Below are 19,781 nucleotides of genomic sequence, written 5' to 3' on the forward strand. Positions count from 1 at the left end.
GATTTATCACCAGCGCGTGAACGCCGGCGGTGAGGTGAGCCGGCCGGCGAGGTCGGCCAGCCGGTCCAGGGCGGAGCGGCGGCCGACCGGCTGTCCTGCGGCGGCACTGACCAGGTGCTGCGCCAGGTCGAAGGGCTCCTCGGCGGCGGTGCCGACGGCGAGCCGCTCGTGCGCGAGACCCGCGAGGTCGGCGAGACCCGCGCGGTCGGCGAGGGCGGTGGGACCGGCCGGGGTGGTGGGGTCGGCGCCCTCCAGGGCCAGGACGGTCGCGCCCTGCCGGCGGGCGTCCTGCACCCGCTCCAGCAGCGGGGCACCGGCCGCGCCGGGGGCCACCACCAGCACGGTGGCGCCGCGCCCGGCCTCGGCGAGCCGCCGCAGACCGTGCGCCAGGTGGGCCGGGGCGGCGGCGGGCGGTGCGTGCCGCAGCAGAGTGGGCGCCAGCCGGGGGACGGCCGACCAGGCGGCCTCGTCCTCCAGGTGGGCGGCCAGGTGCCAGGGCTCGTACGCCTCGGTGCCGACCAGCAGCAGCGCACCGGCCCCGCGCCGGTCCACCGAACGCCGCAGCGCACCGGCGAAGCCGCCGACCGCCTCCAACCAGCCGGTGCCCGTGAGTCGTTCACGAAGTGCCGAAACTCTCACTGCGTCCATGCGGGCCAGGATGTCGCGCCGGGCCCGCGGTTTGGGAAGATCGGCCCATGACTTCCCTCGATTCAGCGACAAACCCGGCCCACGAGCTGCCGGACGTCTCGCAGTTGGTGGTCGGTGTCCTCGGCGGCACCGGCGACCAGGGACGCGGCCTGGCCCTGCGGCTGGCCAAGGCCGGCCAGCAGGTGATCATCGGCTCCCGCGACGCCGCCCGGGCCGAGGCCTCGGCCGCCGAGCTGGGCCTCGGCGTGCGCGGTGCCGACAACGCCACCGTCGCCCGGGAGAGCGACGTGGTGATCATCGCGGTCCCGTGGGACGGCCACGCCGCCACCCTGACCGCGCTGCGCGAGGACCTCGCCGGAAAGATCGTCGTCGACTGCGTCAACCCGCTCGGCTTCGACAAGCAGGGCGCCTACGCGCTCAAGCCGGAGGAGGGCAGCGCCGCCCAGCAGGCCGCCGCCCTGCTGCCGGACTCCCGGGTCACCGCAGCCTTCCACCACCTCTCGGCGGTGCTGCTCCAGGACGAGTCGGTGGAGCGGATCGACACCGACGTCATGGTGCTCGGCGACGAGCGGGCCGCCACCGACGTCGTGCAGGCCCTGGCGGGCCGGATCCCCGGCATGCGCGGCGTCTTCGCGGGCCGGCTGCGCAACGCCCACCAGGTGGAGGCGCTGGTGGCGAACCTGATCTCGGTCAACCGCCGCTACAAGGCCCACGCGGGCCTGCGGATCACCGACGTGTAGCAGTCGGAGGTTCGTGTCGACCTCACCCCTGGACCCGCTCCGGAGGTGAGGTCGGCGACAATGGGTGGCGGCCGACCCCGGCCGTCCGCACCCGGTCCTAGGAGCTCCGCGCCATGCCTCGCACGTCCCTCTTCGCCCTGCTCGTCGTCGTCCTCGCGCTGGCGGCCGCCGTGGTCTCGATGGTCGAGGGCTTCTGGATCGGGCTGATCTGGCTCCCGCTGGCCGGTGTGGCGAGCAACGTGCTGTGGCTGAACCGGCGCAAGGCGAAGATCGCCGAGGCGGCGGCCGAGCAGGGCTGAGCGGCCGCCGACCTCACGAGCGCCCCCGGGGCGCTCAGCTCTCCCAGAAGCGGAACAGCAGCTGCCCGTAGGCCGCGAAGTTGTCGTCCGTCACGCCGAACAGGTGCATCACCGCGAACACGGCGTCGAAGAGCAGGCTCCGCACCTGGGGCTGCCACATCAGGGCGAACACCGCGAGCAGCCCGTACGGCGCGAACGGCTCCACCGCGCGCCGGGTCTTGTACGACAGCCAGGGCTCGACGATGCCGTAGCCGTCCAGGCCGGGGATCGGCAGCAGGTTGAGGATCGCGGCGCTGACCTGGAGCAGGCCGAGGAAGGCGAAAGCGCAGGCCAGCGGGGTGTAGCGCCACGGCCAGTCGACGCCGTGCCACTCCATCGAGAAGCCCGGGTTGTCCAGCCACCCGGCGCCGACCGGGATCAGCAGGGCCGCCCCGATCACCAGGTTCACCAGCGGGCCGGCCGCCGAGATCAGGCTGTGCTTGAGCCGGCCCTGGATCCGGCTGCGCTCGATCCAGACCGAGCCGCCGGGCAGGCCGATGCCGCCGAGGATCACGAAGATGATCGGCAGCACGAAGCTGAGCAGGATGTTGGCGTACTTCAGCGGGTTGAGCGTGAGGTAGCCCTTGGCGCCGACGGTGATGTCGCCGCCGTGCAGGGCGGTGCGGGCGTGGGCGTACTCGTGCAGGCAGAGCGAGACCATCCAGCCCGAGACCACGAACAGGAACACCCCGAACGAGGCGTTGCCGTAGCCGGAGTACACCGCCCAGGCGGAGGTGCCCAGGGTGGCGAGGAGCACCCAGAACACCGGACTGATCCGGCGGTCCTCGCTGCGGGAGCGCGGCGTGGCGGCGAAGGTCATCTGTGGGTGCTCCGTGGACAGAGGGAAGGGGGATACCGGCTGGGACCGATCATGCCGGGCGGGCCGGTGGCCGGACAAGCCGCCCAGGGTGAACGTCCGAGGGGAGGCGTCCGGTTCCGACGCGCCCCGGGGCCGGGGAGGGGACGGCACAATTGTGCGGCCGCGCCGCCGTCCATCGACCAGAATGGTCCGGTGCACTACGGCATCCTCGGTACCACCACGGCCCACCACGACGACGGCACGCCGGTCCCGCTCGGCGGGGCCCGGCTGCGGGCGCTGCTCACCGCGCTGGCCCTGCGGCAGGGCCGGCCGGTCCCGGCCGACCTGCTGGTGGACGAGGTGTGGGACGCCGAGCCACCGCAGGACTCCTCCGCGGCCCTGCAGACCCTGGTCGGCCGGCTGCGCCGCACCATCGGCCGGGAGCGGGTCGGCTCCGGGCCGGCCGGGTACTGGCTGGCCGAGCCGGCCACCGACCTCGCCGACTTCCAGCGGCTGAGCACCGAGGGCCGGCACGCCCTCGACGCCGGTGACAGCGCGCTGGCCGCCGAGCGGCTGCGCGCCGCCCTGGCGCTGTGGCGCGGTCCCGCGCTCGCCGATCTGCCCGACCGCGCCGCCGCGGCCGCCCGGCTGGAGGCCCAGCGGGACGAGGCCCGCCGGCACCGGATAACCGCGGACCTCGGCCTGGGCCGGGCCGCCGAGCTGGTCGCCGAACTGGCCGAGCTCTGCGAACGGCAGCCGCTGGACGAGCCCTTGCAGCTGCTGATGCTGCGGGCGCTGCACGGGAGCGGCCGTACCGCCGAGGCGCTGCGCCACTACGAGCGCACCCGGCGCGCCCTGGCGGACGAGCTCGGCGTCGACCCCGGCCGTCAACTCCGGGACTACTACGCCGAGTTGCTCAGCTCGGCCGAGCCGACCCCGACCCCGGCAGCGCCCCCGGTCGCCGCCCCGGTCCGACCGCACGAGCCGCAGCTCCTGGCCCCGGCGCCCCAACTCCCGCGCGCCACCGGGAACCTGCGCGGCCGGCTGACCAGCTTCGTCGGCCGGGAGGGCGATCTCACCGCCCTGCGCGGCCTGGTGGCGACGAGCCGGCTGGTCACCCTGACCGGTCCGGGCGGCTCCGGCAAGACCCGGCTGTCGGTCGAGGCCGGTCGCGCCGAACAGTCCGCCGGGCACTGGCCGGACGGCGTCTGGCTGGCCGAACTCGCCCCGCTGGAGAGCCCGGAGGCCGTTCCGGCCGCCGTGGTCTCCGCGCTCGGGATGCGCGAGATCGTGCTGCACGCCAGCAGCATGGTCGCCGAGGTGATGGAGAAGCGCGCCCAGGACCCGGTGCGCCGGCTGGTCGAGTACTGCGGCCAGCGCCGGATGCTGCTGGTCCTGGACAACTGTGAGCACCTGATCCAGGCCGCCGCCGATCTGGTGGACACGCTGCTCGCCGAGTGCCCCGGGCTGACCGTGGTCGCCACCAGCCGTGAGCCGCTCGGCGTCCCCGGGGAGACCGTCGTGCCGGTCGAGCCGCTGCCCGACCCGGTGGCGCTGCGGCTGCTCACCGAGCGGGCGGCGGCCGCCCGTCCGGGCTTCGACCCGCAGAGCGACCCGGAGGCCTGCGCCGAGATCTGCCGTCGGCTGGACGGCCTGCCGCTGGCCATCGAACTGGCCGCCGCCCGGCTGCGGGTGATGACGGCCCGGCAGATCGCCGACCGCCTGGACGGCCGCTTCGCCCTGCTCACGGCCGGCAGCCGCACCCTGCTGCCGCGCCAGCAGACGCTGCGCGCGGTGGTCGACTGGAGCTGGGAGCTGCTGGGCAAGCGGGAGCGGGCGGTGCTGCGCCGGCTCTCGGTGTTCGCGGGCGGCTGGCAGCTGGAGGACGCCGAGCCGATCTGCGCCGACGGCACCGAGGTGGTCGCCGTGGAGGTCGCCGACCTGCTGCTCTCCCTGGTCGACAAGTCCCTGCTGGTGGCCGATCTGGCCGACGACGGCGTCCAGCCGCGCTACCGGATGCTGGAGACCATCCACGAGTACGCCACCGAGCGGCTCGCCGAGTCCGCCGCCGAGCGCGACGCCACCGGCGCCCGCCACCTGGCGCACTTCCGCGCGCTGGTCGCCACCGCCGACCAGAACATCCACGGCCCGCGGCAGCTGCACTGGCTGACGGTGCTGGACCGGGAGCAGGACAACATCCGGGCGGCGTTGCGCCGGGCGATCGACCTCGCGGACGAGCAGCAGGCGCTGGTCATCGCCGTCGGCCTGGGCTGGTACTGGTCGCTGCGCGGCTACAGCCTGGAGGCCCGCGGCTGGTACACCGCGATCGCCGCGCTCGGCCCGGACCCGTTCGGCCCGGACGCCCCGGCGCCGGTGCCGCTGGAGCACAACGTGCTCTCGTACGACCTGCCGATGCCCGACGGGGTGGTCGAGGAGGCCCGCCGGCTGGTCGCGATGTTCCTGCTGCTCGGGATGTTCGAGGGGAACCTGGACATCCTGGGCGACGCCGGTGCGGTCCGGACGGCGGAGCGGCTGCTGGACACCTACACCACCGAGCTGCCGCAGGCCTACCGGTTCCCGGCGCTGATGCGGGTGTTCGCGGCCTTCCTGGCCGGCCGCCTGGAGCTGATGAAGAGCCTGCTGGACGACGCGGTCCGGGGCTGCGAGCTGTACGGCGACCCGTACGACCTGGCGTTCGCCCTCCAGGTCCGGGCCAGGATGCTGAACGACTGGCCGGACGGCGAGGAGCAGGGCGTCCGGGACGGTCTGCGCGCCCTGGAGCTGTTCGAGGAGGCCGGTGACCTCTGGGGGGTGTCCCAGGCGCTGGCGGTGCGCGGTGAGTCGCTGGCCATCCGGGGTGACTCCCGGGGCGCCGCCGACGCGTACGAGCGGGCGATCCGGCTGGCCGAGGAGCTGGGCGCGCCGCACGAGGTGCCGATGCTGCGGGTGAGCCTGGGCAGCGCCCTGCTGGAGCAGGACACGGAGCGCGGGGAGCGGATCGTCCGGGAGGCGCTGGCCGCCATCGACGGCACGGGCCTCAACGAGTCCACCACCGGTGCCCTGCTGATCGGCCACCTGACGCTCAGCGGCCTCCACGCCCAGCGCGGCGACTTCCAGCAGGCCCTGGACGGGCTGGACGCGCTGGAGGGGGTCGGCATGGGCGGCTTCATGCCGGGTGTCGTGGGCGGGCTGCTGGTCAGCACCCGGGGCTGGATCACGGCTCGGGCCGGGGATCCGGACGCGGGGCTCGCCCTGCTGTGCGAGGGTCGTCGGATGCTCCTCTCGGTGACCATGGCGGCCGGTTTCGCCGAGCAGATGACGGTCATGGTGGTGCCGGCCGTGATCGGCGTGCTGCGCTCCTTCGCGGAGCGGGACGGCGACCTGGAGCGGGCCCGGCGGGCGGTGGTGCTGCTCGGCGCGCACAAGGGGCTGAACGGTCCCAAGGGCGGCTACCTGGACAAGGTGGAGCGGGAGCGGTCGTCCGCCGCCCTGCGGGGGCTGCTGGGCGACGCCGCGTACGAGGCGGCGTACGCCGTGGGCGAGGCGATGGCTCCGGAGCAGACCCAGGCGATGCTGTCCGAGCTGCTCGCCTGAGACGCCCGGAGGGCGGTCGCCCGGTGCCCGTCCCCTGGTCACCGGCCGACCGCCCGTTCGTCCCGGGCGGCGTCCTGTCCACGGTCGCCGCCCGGCCCTCGTCCCCGGCCCGCTCAGGTCCGCTTGCGGAAGCGGGCCACCGCGAGCGGGGCGAAGATCGCGGTCGAGGCGGCGGACCAGATCAGCACGATCATCACCGGGTGGGCCACCGCCCCCTCCCCGTTGAGCAGCGCACGGGAGGCGTCGGCCAGTGCGGACAGCGGGTTGACCTTGGTGAAGGCCTGGAGCCAGCCCGGCATGGTGCTGGTCGGGGCGAAGATCGAGCTGCCGAACTGCATCGGCATCAGGACCAGCATGGAGACGCCCTGGACGGCCTGGGCGCTCTTCATCGACATGCCCAGCAGCATCGAGATCCAGACGATCGACATGCCGAACACCAGCGACAGGCCGACCGCGGCCAGCAGCTCCGGAACGCCGGTCCTGAGCTCGAAGCCGAGGATGAAGGCGAAGGTCAGCAGGATCAGCGAGGAGAGCAGGGCCCGCAGCGTCTCCGCCACGATCTTGGAGAGCAGGACGGAGGCCCGGCCGATCGGCAGGGTCCGGAAGCGGTCCATCACCCCGCTCTGGAAGTCGGTGTTCAGGCCGGTGCCGACGGCCAGCGCCAGCGTCATGCCGGTCTGTCCGAGCAGCCCGGGGATCATGAACTGCTTGTACTTGTCCTGGTCGCCGCCCATCATGGCGCCGCCGAAGACGTAGACGAACAGCACGGTGAAGACGATCGGCATCAGCACGGCGTCGAACATCGACTCCGGGTCGGCCTTGATCCGCATCAGGTTGCGGCGGGTCAGTGCGCCGATGTGGCGCAGGGTGGCGGCCGGGCCGATCCGGGTCTCGTCGGCCGCCGGGTCCCGGAGCGCGGCGGGGGTGAGGGTGGCGGTGGTCATGCGACGGGCTCCTTGACGAGGGCGTCGGCGGCCGCGGCGGTCGCGTCGGCGGCGGGCTTGCCGGTGATGGCGAGGAAGACCTCGTCCAGGCTGGGGACCTTGGTGTCGATGCCGGCGATCGCGAAGCCGCGGCCGCCGAGCACCCCGATCACGGCGGTGAGCTGCTCCTCGCCGGTGAGCGGCACCGCGAGCAGGCCGTCGTCGGGGGAGAAGGTGGCGGAGGCGACGCCGTTCTCGTGCAGGCAGCGGGCCATCTCCGGCAGTTCGGCCGGGTGGGCGGGGCGGACCTGGAGGATCTGGCCGCCGACCTTGGCCTTGAGCTCGGCTACGCCGCCGGCGGCGATCACCTTGCCCCGGTCGATGACGGTCAGCTCGTCGGCGAGCTGCTCGGCCTCCTCCATGTACTGGGTGGTCAGCAGCACGGTGCTGCCCTCGGCGACCATCCGCTGCACCTCGTCCCAGACCTCGTTGCGGGTGCGCGGGTCCAGGCCGGTGGTGGGCTCGTCCAGGTAGAGCACCCGGGGGCGGCCCATCATGCTGGCGGCCAGGTCGAGGCGCCGGCGCATGCCGCCGGAGTAGGTCTTGGCGATCCGCTTGGCGGCGTCGGTGAGCGAGAAGCGCTCCAGCAGCTCGGCGGCCCGGGCCTTGGCCTCCCGGCTGGGGAGGTCGAGCAGCCGGCCGATCAGGTAGAGGTTCTCGTAGCCGGAGAGCAGCTCGTCCACGGAGGCGTACTGGCCGGTCAGGCCGATGGTGCGACGCAGTTGCTTGGGCTGGCGCAGGACGTCGTAGCCGCCGACGAACGCGCTGCCGGCGTCCGGCTTGATCAGCGTGGAGAGGACCCGCACCAGGGTGGTCTTGCCGGCGCCGTTGGGGCCGAGCAGGGCGAGGACGGTGCCTTCGCGGACGGTGAGGTCGACGCCGTCGAGGGCCTTGGTGGTGCCGAAGTGCTTGACGATGCCGTGGACCTCGACGGCGTTCCCGGCTGTTCCCCGCGTGTTCGGGGCGGTCGCGATTCCTGTCATGCCCCCAGGTTGTCCGCCCCGGCTGTCAGCCCCCTGTCGCCCGCCCGCCCCGGCTGTCAGCCCGCTGTCACGGCCCTCGGCGGCATGACAGCGCCCCTGCTCCGAGCGGCTCGGAGCAGGGGCGGGGGAGCCGTCCGTCAGTGGAAGCTGTGCTCCGCGGCCGGGAAGGCCCCGGTGCGGACCTCCTCGGCGAACTCGCGGGCGGCGTCGCCGAGGACGCCGCGCAGGTTCGCGTACTTCTTGACGAACTTGGGCACCCGGCCCGCGGTCATGCCGGCCATGTCGGTCCAGACCAGCACCTGGGCGTCGGTCTCCGGGCCGCCGCCGATGCCGACGGTGGGGATCGCCAGCTGCTCGGTGACCTGGGCGGCCAGCTCGGCCGGGACGGCCTCCAGCACCACGGAGAAGGCGCCGGACTGCTGGACGGCCTTGGCGTCGCGGAGCAGCTGGTGGGCGGCCTCGTCGCCGCGGCCCTGGACGGGGTAGCCGCCGAGGGCGTGCACCGACTGCGGGGTGAGGCCGATGTGGGCCATCACCGGGACGCCGGCCTCGACCAGCAGCTCGATGGAGCGGGCGCTGCGCTCGCCGCCCTCCAGCTTGACCGCGCCGACCCCGGCCTCCTTCATCAGCCGGGCCGCGTTGTGCATGGCCTGGGCGGGCGACTCCTGGTAGGAGCCGAACGGCAGGTCGGCGACGATCATGGCGCGCTGGGTGCCGCGGACGACGGCGGCGGAGAGCATCACCATCTGATCCATGGTCACCGGCACGGTGGTCTCGTAGCCGAGGTGGCAGTTGCCGGCCGAGTCGCCGACGAGCAGGACGGGGATCCCGGCCTCGTCGAACACGCCCGCGGTGAGGGCGTCGTAGGCGGTGAGCATCGCCCACCTCTCGCCGCGCTGCTTGGCGGTGGCGAGGTCGCGGACGGTGACGCGGCGGTTGGTGACCCCGCCGTAGAGGCCGGCGGTCGACGCCTGGTTCTGGGCAGGCGAAGGCGAAGAAGCGTTCATCGAACGGACTCCTGAAGGGTTGTCGTCTCGTGGCGCCGTACGGCGTCCCCGGATCACCTCCATGCTTGCACGCCCCGGCGTGAGCGCAAAGAGGGGTGCGGTCGGCAGGGTGCGATCCACGCCACACCGGCCCCTCGCGTCCCTCGGGCTTTGCTTCCATTTTACGAAACGGACTCGTCTCGTATCGTATTGGCCGCTACTCTGGTCCAGGGGGTTACGAGACGCAAGCGGCTCGCAAATGCCCGCCAGTGCCACGCCAACACGGACGGGAAGACCAATGACCACCGCAGCCGCGCCACCCCGCGTGCCGGAAGCCATCCACCGCCGGCGCTGGGCGATCCTGGGCACCCTGGTGCTCGCCCTGCTCGTCGTCGTGCTCGACAACTCGATCCTCAACGTCGCGATGAAGACCATCGCGACCCCCGCCCCGGTCGGACTGGGCGCCACCCAGAGCGACCTGGAATGGGCGATCAACTCGTACACCCTGGTGTTCGCCGGGCTGCTCTTCACCTCGGGCCTGCTCGGCGACCGCTTCGGCCGCAAGCGCGCCCTGCTCGGCGGCATGGTGGTCTTCGGGATCGCCTCGCTGCTGTCCTCGATGGCCGCCTCGCCCGGCGAGCTGATCGGCTACCGCGCCCTGATGGGCGTCGGCGGCGCCCTCGCGATGCCCGCCACGCTGGCGATCATCATGAACGTCTTCGAGCGCGAGGAGCAGCCCAAGGCGATCGGCATCTGGGCCGGCGCGGTCGGCCTGGCCATCGCCATCGGCCCGATCACCGGCGGCGTGCTGATCGAGCACTTCTGGTGGGGCTCGGTCTTCCTGGTCAACGTGCCGATCGTGATCGTCGCGCTGATCGCGATGGCCGTCCTGGTCCCCGAGTCCAAGGACCCGAACCCGGGCCGGATGGACCCGGTCGGCGTGCTGCTGTCGGTCATCGGCCTGGTCGCGCTGATCTACGGCATCATCAAGGGCGGCGAGCTGGCCGACTTCACCGCGTTCGCGGCCTGGGGCCCGACCCTGCTGGGCGTGCTCGCGCTGGCCGCCTTCGTCTGGTTCGAGCGCCGCACGCAGTTCCCCGCGCTGGACGTCACCTGGTTCCGCAACAAGGTGTTCAGCGCCTCGGTGGTGGTCGTCGCGGTGATCTTCTTCGCGCTGATGGGCGTCTCCTTCTTCGGCGTCTTCTACACCCAGAGCGTGCGCGGCTACAGCGCCCTCCAGGCCGGCGTGCTGATGCTCCCGCTGGCCGCCGCCCAGCTGCTGTTCGCCCCCCGGGCCCGGCTGGTGGTCGAGCGCCTCGGGGTCGCCGCCACGGCCGCGGGCGGCATGGTGCTGGTCGCGCTCGGCTTCCTCGGCTACACCGTGCTGACCGCGACGACCCCGATCTGGGTGCTGGTCGTGCTCGGCCTGGTGATGGGCGCCGGGATGGCCCACGTCATGCCGCCGGTCACCGTCGCGATCATGGGCTCGCTGCCCCGCGAGAAGGCCGGCGCCGGCTCGGCCGTCAACAACACCTTCCGCCAGGTCGGCGGCTCGCTCGGGGTCGCCGTGCTCGGCGCGGTGCTCTCCACCGTCTACCGCGACGGGATGACCGGCCCGCTGCACCAGCTGCCCCAGGCCGTGCAGGAGAAGGCCGGGGCCAACCTGGACCGGGCCGCCGAGTCGCTGGAGTCCACCCGGGCCTTCGTCGAGCACGTCCCCGGCGGCCTGGCCGACGGGCTGATCGGCCCGGCGAACGACGCCTTCATCCACGCCATGCACGTGGTGGCCTCGCTCTCGGTCGGCATCTCGCTGGTCGGCGCGCTGGTCGCCTGGTTCCTGCTCCCGCGCCGCACCGCCGCCCCCGCGGGTGTCCCCGGCGGTCCGGGCGGGCAGGTTCCCGGGCAGCAGGACCAGCCCCGGGCGGCCGCGGCCGCCTGACCTGCGGACGGCTGAGCGACAATGGCCCTGCCGGTCGGTGCCCCCCACCCGCAGGGTCCAGGTCCTGGACGGGGTCGCCCGGCCCGGACCGACGGACCCACCGCGGCGCCCGCGCGCCCGGGACCAGCGAGCGAGAGGCAGCGGGGATGAGGACGGACACGCCGAGCGCCGACACCGGGCAGGCCTGCGCGGCGGTACGCCGCGGCCGGCCCCGCAGCGAGGCCGCCGAGCAGGCCATCTTCACCGCCGTCGAGGACCTGATGGCCGACGGCAAGGCGCTGTCCGAACTCACCATCGAGGGCATCGCCACCGCCGCCGGCGTCGGCAAGGCGACCATCTACCGGCGCTGGCCCAACAAGGAGGCCCTGCTGGTCGACCTGGTCAGCCGGCTGGAGGAGCCGATCCCGGCCCCCACCGGCGCCGGCGCCCGCGAGGACCTGATCGCGATGGTCGACTACATCCGCCGGCGGGGCCTGGCCAAGCGCACCCGCTGGGTGCTCAAGGCGACGCTCGGCCAGATGCAGGCCCTGCCGGAGCTGCACAACGCCTACCGGGAGCGGGTGATCAAGCCGCGCCGCGAGGTCGGGATCCTCGCGATCCGGCGGGCCGTCGCCGAGGGCCTGATCCGCGACGACCTCGACGTGGAGCTGCTCGGCGACCTGCTGATGGGGCCGATCCTCTACCGCAGCGTCCTCTCGGACGACACCGACCTGGAGGACCCGGACCTGTCCCGCCAGCTGGTCGACTCCGTGCTCGACGGCATCGCGCGGCGCTGAGGTTCACTCCTTCGTGTCCGACGTGGCCTGGCTCACCAAAGCGGGCCACGCCGGAACCCGCTCCCGGGGCCGCGCGTCTGTCCCGGCATAGGCTGAGCCGGGTCACCGATCAAACCGGCACCAGTCCGGCACCGCGCCCGTACCCCCACGGACCGGACGACGGACCGGCGACGGCACGAGCGACGGGAGCCACGGCATGGCGCAGGCGGACAGCACCGAACGGACCACGTCCCGTGGCGGTGCGGGCGCGGACGCCGGCCGCAGCGGCGGCTTCCTCGGCCTGCGGCACTGGGGCCGGGACGCCCGCGGCAGCGGCACCTGGCGGCGCGGACTGCTGATCGCCCTGCTGGCCCTGCTCACCGCCGTGCTGCTGGGCTTCCACGCCCGGGTGCCGAACAGCGTCGGCAACCTCGGCAGCCTGCTGGAGACCTTCCTGCCCTGGGTGGGGCTGGCGGTCCCGGTGCTGCTGGTGCCCGCGCTGCTGCGCCGCTCCGCCACCGCCCTGATCGCCCTGCTGGTGCCCGCCGTGCTGTGGGTCAACCTGTTCGGCGGGCTGCTGTCCGACAAGAGCGGCGGCAAGGGCGACTGGACGGTGGTCAGCCACAACGTCGCCGCGGGCAACACCGACGTGCCGGGCACCATCCGCGGCCTGGTGGCCTCGAACGCCCAGATCGTCGCCCTCCAGGAGCTGGCCGGCAGCCAGCTGCGGGAGTACGAGACCGGGCTCGCCGCGGCGTACCCGTACCACTCCGTGGAGGGGACGGTCGGGCTCTGGTCGAAGTACCCGATCGACGGGGTCACCCCGGTGGACCTGAGGATGGGCTGGACCAGGGCGTTCCGGGCCCAGGTCACCACCCCGCAGGGCCCGCTCGCGGTGTACGTCGCCCACCTGCCGTCCGTCCGGCTCAAGGCCGAGGGCGGGTTCACCGTCCACCAGCGGGACATCAGCGCCCAGGCGCTCGGCGACGCCGTGCAGGCCGAGCCGGTGAAGAAGGTCCTGCTGCTCGGCGACCTCAACGGCACCATGAACGACCGCAGCCTGGCGCCGGTCACCTCGCAGATGCGCTCGGCCCAGGGCGCGGCCGGGGACGGCTTCGGGTTCAGCTGGCCCGCGGCGTTCCCGATGGCGCGGATCGACCAGATCATGAGCAAGGGCGGGCTCCGGCCGGTGGACTCCCGCACCCTGCCCCGGGACGGCAGCGACCACCTCGCGGTGGCCGCCGCCTTCACCTACAACTAGGGCGTGTCAGACACGCCCTAGCCGCCCGGTCAGCCGCGCCGCCAGCGGTTGGTGATCGGCAGCCGGCGGTCGCGGCCGAAGTTCTTCACCGAGGTCTTCGGGCCCGGCGGGTACTGGCGCCGCTTGTACTCGGCGGTGTCGACCAGCCGGACCACCCGGTCCACCACGGCCGGGTCGAAGCCCGCCGCGACGATCGCGTCCCGGCCCTCGTCGCCCTCGATGTAGCGCTCCAGCACGCTGTCCAGCAGGTCGTAGTCGGGCAGCGAGTCGGCGTCCACCTGGTCCGGCCGCAGTTCGGCGGACGGCGGCTTGCTGATGGTGTTCTCCGGGATCGGCGGCACCTCGCCGCGCCGCTCGGCCTCCTCGTTGCGCCAGCGGGCGAGGCGGAAGACCAGTGACTTGTAGACGTCCTTGATCGGGCCGTAGGCGCCCACCGAGTCGCCGTACAGGGTGGAGTAGCCGACCGCCAGCTCGCTCTTGTTGCCGGGCGCGAGCACGATGTGCCCCTCCTGGTTGGAGATCGCCATCAGCAGGGTGCCGCGCAGCCGGGACTGGAGGTTCTCCTCGGCCAGGCCGGTCAGCTCGGTGGCGCCCAGGTAGGCGTCGAACATCGGGGCGATGGAGACGGTCCGGAAGTGCAGCCCGGTGCGGCGGGCCAGTTCGGCCGCGTCGTCCCGGGAGTGCTGGGAGGAGTAGCGGCTGGGCATCGAGACGCAGTGCACGTGGTCGGCGCCGAGCGCGTCCACCGCGATCGCGGCCACCAGGGCCGAGTCGATGCCGCCGGAGAGGCCGATCAGCACCGAGCGGAAGCCGTTCTTGACCACGTACGCCCGGGTGCCGGAGACCAGCGCGGCCCAGATCTCGGCCTCGTCGGACAGCCGGGGCGCGATGTCGGCGGCGGGCCGGCCGGCGGGCACCGGGGCCGGCTCGTCGCTCAGTTCGGTGCGGACCAGGTGCAGCCCGTCGCTGAGCAGCAGGCCGTCGGTGTGGTCGCTGCCGGCGGCCGGCAGGTCGAGGTCCAGCAGCACCAGGTGTTCCTCGAACTGCGGTGCGCGGGCCAGGACTTCGCCGTCCGCGCCGACCACGATCGAGTCGCCGTCGAAGACCAGCTCGTCCTGGCCGCCGACCATGTTGACGTACGCCAGGGTGCAGCCCGCCTCGGCGGCGCGGCGCTGCACCAGCTCCAGCCGCTGGTCGTCCTTGTTCCGTTCGTACGGCGAGCCGTTGACGACCAGCAGCAGGCCGGCCCCGGCCTCGCGGGCGGCGGTGACCCGGCCGCCGTCCTGCCAGATGTCCTCGCAGATCGCCAGGGCGACGTCCACCCCGTGCAGCCGCAGCACCGGCAGCTGGTCGCCGGGGACGAACCAGCGGTACTCGTCGAACACGCCGTAGTTGGGCAGGTGGTGCTTGGCGAAGCGGGTGAGCACCTCGCCCCGGTGCAGCACCGCGGCGCAGTTCTGCGGCGACCCGGCGGGGCGGTTGAAGCGCGGCGAGGGGTGGTCGGAGCGCCCGAGGTAGCCGACCACCACCGGCACCTCGCCCAGCCCGTCGTCGGCCAGCCGGCCGGCCAGCTCCACCAGGGCGCCGCGCGAGGCCTCGACGAAGGAGCCGCGCAGTGCGAGGTCCTCGACCGGGTAGCCGGTCAGGGCCATCTCGGGGAACGCGACCAGCTGGGCACCGGCCTCCACGGCCTGCTTGGTCCAGCGCACCACCTCTTCGCTGTTGCGGGCGAGGTCACCGACCCAGGGGTCGATCTGGCTCAGGGCGAGACGGAGATTGGGCATGGTCCGAAGTCTAATCGTCTAACTGACGCAATGTCCCGTGGGGACGACTCCTCGGGGGTCGGCCCTGCCGTGTCGCGCGGGGATCGGCCATGATGGGGGCAACCGCTCGACGAGGTCTTCCGGGTGCCTCCCGGGCGTAACACGAGCGTAAAGAGCAGAGGTGAGACTGTCCCCATGGGCAAGCAGCAGCAGTTCGTGCTTCGGACGCTCGAGGAGCGTGACATCCGGTTCGTCCGGCTGTGGTTCACCGATGTTCTCGGGTTCCTCAAGTCGGTGGCGGTGGCGCCGGCCGAGTTGGAGCAGGCCTTCGAGGAGGGCATCGGTTTCGACGGCTCGGCGATCGAGGGATTCGCCCGGGTGTACGAATCCGACATGATCGCCAAGCCGGATCCGACCACCTTCCAGATCCTGCCGTGGCGCTCGGAGACCCCGGGCACCGCGCGGATGTTCTGCGACATCCTGATGCCGGACGGCTCGCCCTCCTACGCCGACCCCAGGTTCGTGCTCAAGCGCACCCTGGAGAAGGCCTCCGACCAGGGCTTCACCTTCTACACCCACCCCGAGATCGAGTTCTTCCTGTTGAAGAACCTGCCCGGTGACGGCACCGCGCCGATCCCGGCCGACCAGTCCGGCTACTTCGACCACACCCCGCGCGGGGTGGGCCACGACTTCCGCCGACAGGCCATCACCATGCTGGAGTCGATGGGCATCTCGGTCGAGTTCTCGCACCACGAGGGCGCCCCCGGCCAGCAGGAGATCGACCTGCGCTACGCCGACGCGCTGTCCACCGCCGACAACATCATGACCTTCCGCCTGGTCATGAAGGAGGTCGCGCTGGAGCAGGGCGTGCACGCGAGCTTCATGCCCAAGCCGTTCTCCGAGCACCCCGGCAGCGGCATGCACACCCACCTCTCGCTCTTCGAGGGCGACCGCAACGCCTTCCACGAGTCCGGCGCCGAGTACCAGCTCTCCAAGGTCGGCCGCTCGTTCATCGCCGGCCTGCTGCGGCACGCCGCCGAGACGGCCGCCGTCACCAACCAGTGGGTGAACTCCTACAAGCGGATCTGGGGCGGCTCCCAGCGCACCGCCGGCGCCGGCGGCGAGGCCCCCTCGTACATCTGCTGGGGCCACAACAACCGCTCGGCGCTGATCCGGGTGCCGATGTACAAGCCGGGCAAGCAGGGCTCCACCCGGATCGAGGTCCGCTCCCTGGACACCGGCTGCAACCCGTACCTCGCCTACGCCGTGACCCTCGCGGCCGGCCTCAAGGGCATCGAGGAGGGTTACGAGCTCCCGCCCGGCGCCGACGACGACGTGTGGGCGCTGACCGACTCCGAGCGCCGCGCCCTCGGCATCCAGCCGATGCCGCAGAACCTCGGCGAGGCCATCGACCTGATGCAGCGCAGCGAGCTGGTCGCCGAGACCCTGGGCGAGCACGTCTTCGACTTCTTCCTGCGCAACAAGCGCCAGGAGTGGGAGGAGTACCGCTCCGAGGTGACCCCGTTCGAGCTGCGGAAGAACCTCCAGGTGCTCTGAGCAGGCGCTCCGAGCACCTGCGGTGAGCTGCGGCTCCGACCTCTTCCGGCCCCGCCGTCGCCCGCCCGGGCCGTGGCGGGGCCGTCGTCACGGGGGCGGTCCGCCCGGTGGTCACGCCCGGCGCGGGGCCGCCGGTGAGCGTAACCTGCCTGCGGGGGCGGGCCCCCTTGGCGGACGGGATGGAGGGGCCGATGGCGGTGGAGGAACAGCGGGCCGGGAGCCGGGTCAGCCGGCCCGAGATCAGGCTGGTCCGGCGCGGGTTCACCGATCCCGCGAAGGCGGTGCGGCTGCTGGACGGCCCCGGGCTGGAGGGCCTGGCCGACGACCCGGTGGTGCTGGACGCGCTCGGCGCCACCGCCGACCCCGACCTCGCGCTGCTGGGCCTGGCCCGGCTGGTGGAGGCCGCCGACGAGGCCGAGCGGCACACCCTGCGGGACACCCTCACCACCTCCAAGCCGCTGCGCGACCGGCTGCTCGGCGTGCTCGGCGTCTCCACCGCGCTCGCCGACCACCTGGCCCGGCACCCGCACGACTGGCACGCGCTGGTCACCTTCGAACTGCGCGACATGCACCCCGGCCCGGCGGACTTCCGCCGCGCCCTCGCCGAGGGCGTCCGGGGCGCCGGCCGCAGCCCCGAGAACGCCCTGCGGATCGCCTACCGGCGCTGCCTGCTGGCCATCGCCGCCCGCGACCTCACCGGCACCACCGACCTCGCCCAGACCGCCGCCGAACTCGCCGACCTGGCCGGCGCCACCCTCCAGACCGCCCTGGACCTCGTCGCCGAGCAGGACCCGGAGGCCGCCGCGGCCTGCCGGCTCGCGGTGATCGGGATGGGCAAGTGCGGCGGCCGCGAACTCAACTACGTCTCCGACGTGGACGTCATCTTCGTCGCCGAGCCGCGCGAGGGCGTGGACGAGCACGCGGCCGTCAAGGCCGCCACCCGGCTGGCCGCCGCGCTCACCCGGCTCTGCTCGGACACCACCGGCGAGGGCACCATCTGGCCGGTGGACGCCAACCTGCGCCCGGAGGGCCGCAACGGCCCGCTGGTGCGCACCCTGGCCAGCCACCTCGCCTACTACCAGCGGTGGGCCAAGACCTGGGAGTTCCAGGCCCTGCTCAAGGCCCGCCCGGTCGCCGGGGACGCCGAGCTCGGCGCCGCGTACGTCGAGGCGCTCGCCCCGATGGTCTGGCAGGCCGCCGCCCGGGAGAACTTCGTCACCGACGTCCAGCAGATGCGCCGCCGGGTGATCGACTCCATCCCGGCCCCCGAGGTCGACCGCCAGCTCAAGCTCGGCCCGGGCGGGCTGCGCGACGTCGAGTTCTCCGTCCAGCTGCTCCAGCTGGTGCACGGCCGCACCGACCCGGCGCTGCGCAGCGGCAACACCCTGGAGGCGCTGGCCGCGCTCTCCCGCGGCGGGTACGTCGGCCGGGCGGACGCCGCCTCGCTGGACACCGCGTACCGCTTCCTGCGCTCGCTGGAGCACCGCATCCAGTTGCACCGGCTGCGCCGCACCCACCTGATGCCCACCGCCGAGGCGGACCAGCGCCGGCTCGCCCGCTCGCTCGCCGCGCTGATCAACGACGACACCCGCTCCGACCCGGTGGCCGCGCTGCAGCGCGAGTGGAAGCGGCACGCGGTGGAGGTGCGGCGGCTGCACGAGAAGCTGTTCTACCGGCCGCTGCTCGACGCCGTCGCCGAACTGCCGCCCGGCGCGGCCGGGTTGACCCCGGAGGCGGCCCGGGCCCGGCTGGAGGCGCTCGGCTACACCGACCCGGCCGCCGCGCTGCGGCACATCAGCGCGCTCGCCTCCGGGGTCAGCCGCAAGGCCGCGATCCAGCGCACCCTGCTGCCGGTGCTGCTCGGCTGGTTCGCCGAGTCGGCCGACCCGGACGCCGGACTGCTCAACTTCCGCCAGGTCTCCGACGCGCTCGGCCGCACCCCCTGGTACCTGCGGCTGCTGCGGGACGAGAGCGCCGCCGCCGAGCAGCTCGCCCGGGTGCTGTCGGCCGGCCGGCTCGCCCCCGACCTGCTGCTGCGCGCCCCCGAGGCGGTGGCCATGCTGGGCGACCCGCAGGGCCCGGTGCCGCGCGGCCGGGCGGCGCTCCAGTCGGAGATACTGGCCGCCGTCGGCCGGGCCGGGTCCGCCGCCGCCGCTGTTGCCGCCGCCCGCTCGGTGCGCCGCCGGGAGCTGTTCCGGACGGCCGCCGCGGACGTGCTGGGCCGGCTCGGCGACGACCCGGCCGAGGCGCTGGACGTCGCGGGGGAGGCGCTGACCGCGCTCAACGCCGCCACCCTCCAGGGCGCGCTGCGCGCCTGCGTGGCCGGCTGGGAGGCCGAGCACGGGGACCTGCCGACCCGGATCGCGGTGATCGCGATGGGCCGCTTCGGCGGGCACGAGCTGGGCTACGGCTCGGACGCGGACGTGCTCTTCGTCCACGAGCCGCTGCTCGGCTCGCTGGAGCAGGACGCGGCCCGGGCGGCCCAGGCGGTCTGCAACGAGCTGCGCACCCTGCTGGCCGCGCCGTCCACCGAGCCGCCGCTGCTGGTCGACGCCGACCTGCGGCCGGAGGGGCGCAGCGGCCCGCTGGTGCGCACCCTGGCCTCGTACGCGGCGTACTACCGGCGCTGGTCGCACGCCTGGGAGAGCCAGGCGCTGCTGCGGGCCGAGCCGGTGGCCGGGGACGAGGAGCTGGGCGCGCGGTTCCGGCAGCTGATCGACCCGCTGCGCTACCCGGGGACCGGGGTGCCGGAGCGGGACCTGGTGGAGATCCGCCGGATCAAGGCGCGGATCGAGGCCGAGCGGCTGCCGCGCGGTGCCGACCCGACCACCCACACCAAGATCGGCCGGGGCGGGCTGGCGGACGTGGAGTGGACGGTGCAGCTGCTCCAGCTCCAGCACGGGCACGAGGTGCCGGGCCTGCGGACCACCCGGACCAGGGCCGCCCTGGCGGCGGCGGTCGGGGCCGGGCTGGTGGAGCCGGCCGACGCGGAGGTGCTGGAGGCGGCGTGGGTGCTGGCCTCCCGGGTGCGCTCCGCGGTGATGCTGGTGCGCGGGCGGCCGGGGGACAGCTTCCCCGGGGAGGCCCGGGAGCTGGCCGGGGTGGCCCGCTACCTCGGGTACGGCGCCGGGCACAGCGGGGAGCTGGTGGACGACTACCGGCGCACCACCCGGCGGGCCCGGGCGGTGGTGGACCGGCTGTTCTACGGGTCGGCCTGAGTCCGACCGGAGCGCGGGAGCCGACCGGAGCGCGCGAGGCCGATCGGGAGGGGTCGGCGGGTACGCGAAAGGGGCCCCTGGATCAGGGGCCCCTCCTGGTGGCTCGTCCCTCGTCCCTCGGCCGTCGGCTAGGGCCTGTCCGGCGGATCTTGGCAGATCAGCGCGCGGCGTTGGGCGCCCGGCTGGGCGTGCGCCCGAGTCGGCCTCGTACTGGACG

14 protein-coding genes are annotated in these 19,781 nt (G+C 73.7%); 8 read left to right on the forward strand and 6 right to left on the reverse strand.

Going from position 1 to position 19,781, the window contains the following annotated elements:
• Positions 1 to 6 precede the first annotated feature (6 nt).
• The gene (locus ACFWXO_RS29685; RefSeq protein WP_380527383.1) at positions 7 to 648 is read right to left on the reverse strand and encodes a hypothetical protein; all 642 of its coding nucleotides are present in this window, start codon (positions 646 to 648) and stop codon (positions 7 to 9) included.
• A gap of 47 nt (positions 649 to 695) precedes the next feature.
• On the opposite strand from ACFWXO_RS29685, the gene npdG reads away from it, so the two are divergent.
• Together npdG and ACFWXO_RS29695 are read left to right on the forward strand one after the other, a co-directional pair.
• Entirely contained in the window at positions 696 to 1,388 is a 693-nt protein-coding gene (gene npdG / locus ACFWXO_RS29690) for an NADPH-dependent F420 reductase (RefSeq protein ID WP_375892651.1), read from the forward strand.
• Between the two features lie 113 nt (positions 1,389 to 1,501).
• The gene (locus ACFWXO_RS29695) at positions 1,502 to 1,687 is read left to right on the forward strand and encodes a hypothetical protein (RefSeq protein ID WP_375892649.1); all 186 of its coding nucleotides are present in this window, start codon (positions 1,502 to 1,504) and stop codon (positions 1,685 to 1,687) included.
• Positions 1,688 to 1,721: 34 nt separating this feature from the next.
• Here ACFWXO_RS29695 and ACFWXO_RS29700 read toward each other — a convergent pair whose 3' ends face one another.
• Complete coding sequence (locus tag ACFWXO_RS29700; RefSeq protein WP_380527385.1) at positions 1,722 to 2,546, reverse strand: site-2 protease family protein; 825 nt, start codon at positions 2,544 to 2,546, stop codon at positions 1,722 to 1,724.
• 192 nt (positions 2,547 to 2,738) lie between these two features.
• Between ACFWXO_RS29700 and ACFWXO_RS29705 the strand changes: the two genes are divergently transcribed.
• Positions 2,739 to 6,119 (forward strand): BTAD domain-containing putative transcriptional regulator, encoded by a 3,381-nt coding sequence (locus ACFWXO_RS29705; RefSeq protein ID WP_380527388.1) that lies wholly within the window; start codon positions 2,739 to 2,741, stop codon positions 6,117 to 6,119.
• 113 nt (positions 6,120 to 6,232) lie between these two features.
• Here ACFWXO_RS29705 and ACFWXO_RS29710 read toward each other — a convergent pair whose 3' ends face one another.
• The 3 genes from ACFWXO_RS29710 to panB all read right to left on the reverse strand — a co-directional run bounded on the left by ACFWXO_RS29710 (position 6,233) and on the right by panB (position 9,092).
• Positions 6,233 to 7,063 (reverse strand): ABC transporter permease, encoded by an 831-nt coding sequence (locus ACFWXO_RS29710; protein WP_380527390.1) that lies wholly within the window; start codon positions 7,061 to 7,063, stop codon positions 6,233 to 6,235.
• Positions 7,060 to 8,085 (reverse strand): ATP-binding cassette domain-containing protein, encoded by a 1,026-nt coding sequence (locus tag ACFWXO_RS29715; protein ID WP_375892642.1) that lies wholly within the window; start codon positions 8,083 to 8,085, stop codon positions 7,060 to 7,062. Before ACFWXO_RS29715 ends, ACFWXO_RS29710 begins: the two co-directional genes overlap by 4 nt.
• Positions 8,086 to 8,222: 137 nt before the next feature.
• Entirely contained in the window at positions 8,223 to 9,092 is an 870-nt protein-coding gene (panB, locus tag ACFWXO_RS29720) for a 3-methyl-2-oxobutanoate hydroxymethyltransferase (RefSeq protein WP_380527392.1), read from the reverse strand.
• 277 nt (positions 9,093 to 9,369) lie between these two features.
• Between panB and ACFWXO_RS29725 the strand changes: the two genes are divergently transcribed.
• The 3 genes from ACFWXO_RS29725 (at position 9,370) to ACFWXO_RS29735 (ending at position 13,026) form a co-directional block, all read left to right on the forward strand.
• Positions 9,370 to 11,010 (forward strand): MFS transporter, encoded by a 1,641-nt coding sequence (locus tag ACFWXO_RS29725; protein WP_380527394.1) that lies wholly within the window; start codon positions 9,370 to 9,372, stop codon positions 11,008 to 11,010.
• A 146-nt stretch (positions 11,011 to 11,156) separates the two neighbouring features.
• Positions 11,157 to 11,786, forward strand: coding sequence for a TetR/AcrR family transcriptional regulator (locus ACFWXO_RS29730; protein WP_375892637.1), 630 nt, complete (start codon positions 11,157 to 11,159; stop codon positions 11,784 to 11,786).
• Between the two features lie 196 nt (positions 11,787 to 11,982).
• Positions 11,983 to 13,026, forward strand: coding sequence for an endonuclease/exonuclease/phosphatase family protein (locus ACFWXO_RS29735; RefSeq protein ID WP_375892635.1), 1,044 nt, complete (start codon positions 11,983 to 11,985; stop codon positions 13,024 to 13,026).
• Between the two features lie 29 nt (positions 13,027 to 13,055).
• Here the strand turns inward: ACFWXO_RS29735 and ACFWXO_RS29740 are convergent, their stop codons facing one another.
• On the reverse strand, positions 13,056 to 14,810 hold the full coding sequence (locus tag ACFWXO_RS29740; protein ID WP_380527398.1) for an NAD+ synthase: 1,755 nt from the start codon (positions 14,808 to 14,810) through the stop codon (positions 13,056 to 13,058).
• 174 nt (positions 14,811 to 14,984) lie between these two features.
• Between ACFWXO_RS29740 and glnA the strand changes: the two genes are divergently transcribed.
• Positions 14,985 to 16,346, forward strand: a complete 1,362-nt coding sequence (glnA, locus tag ACFWXO_RS29745) for a type I glutamate--ammonia ligase (protein ID WP_375892633.1) — start codon at positions 14,985 to 14,987, stop codon at positions 16,344 to 16,346.
• 191 nt (positions 16,347 to 16,537) lie between these two features.
• A complete protein-coding gene (locus ACFWXO_RS29750) occupies positions 16,538 to 19,564 on the forward strand; it encodes a bifunctional [glutamine synthetase] adenylyltransferase/[glutamine synthetase]-adenylyl-L-tyrosine phosphorylase (RefSeq protein WP_380527400.1) in 3,027 nt (1,008 codons plus the stop codon).
• The last annotated feature ends 217 nt before the right edge of the window (positions 19,565 to 19,781 follow it).

This window comes from Kitasatospora sp. NPDC059088, from assembly GCF_042738155.1.
Taxonomy (GTDB): domain Bacteria; phylum Actinomycetota; class Actinomycetes; order Streptomycetales; family Streptomycetaceae; genus Kitasatospora.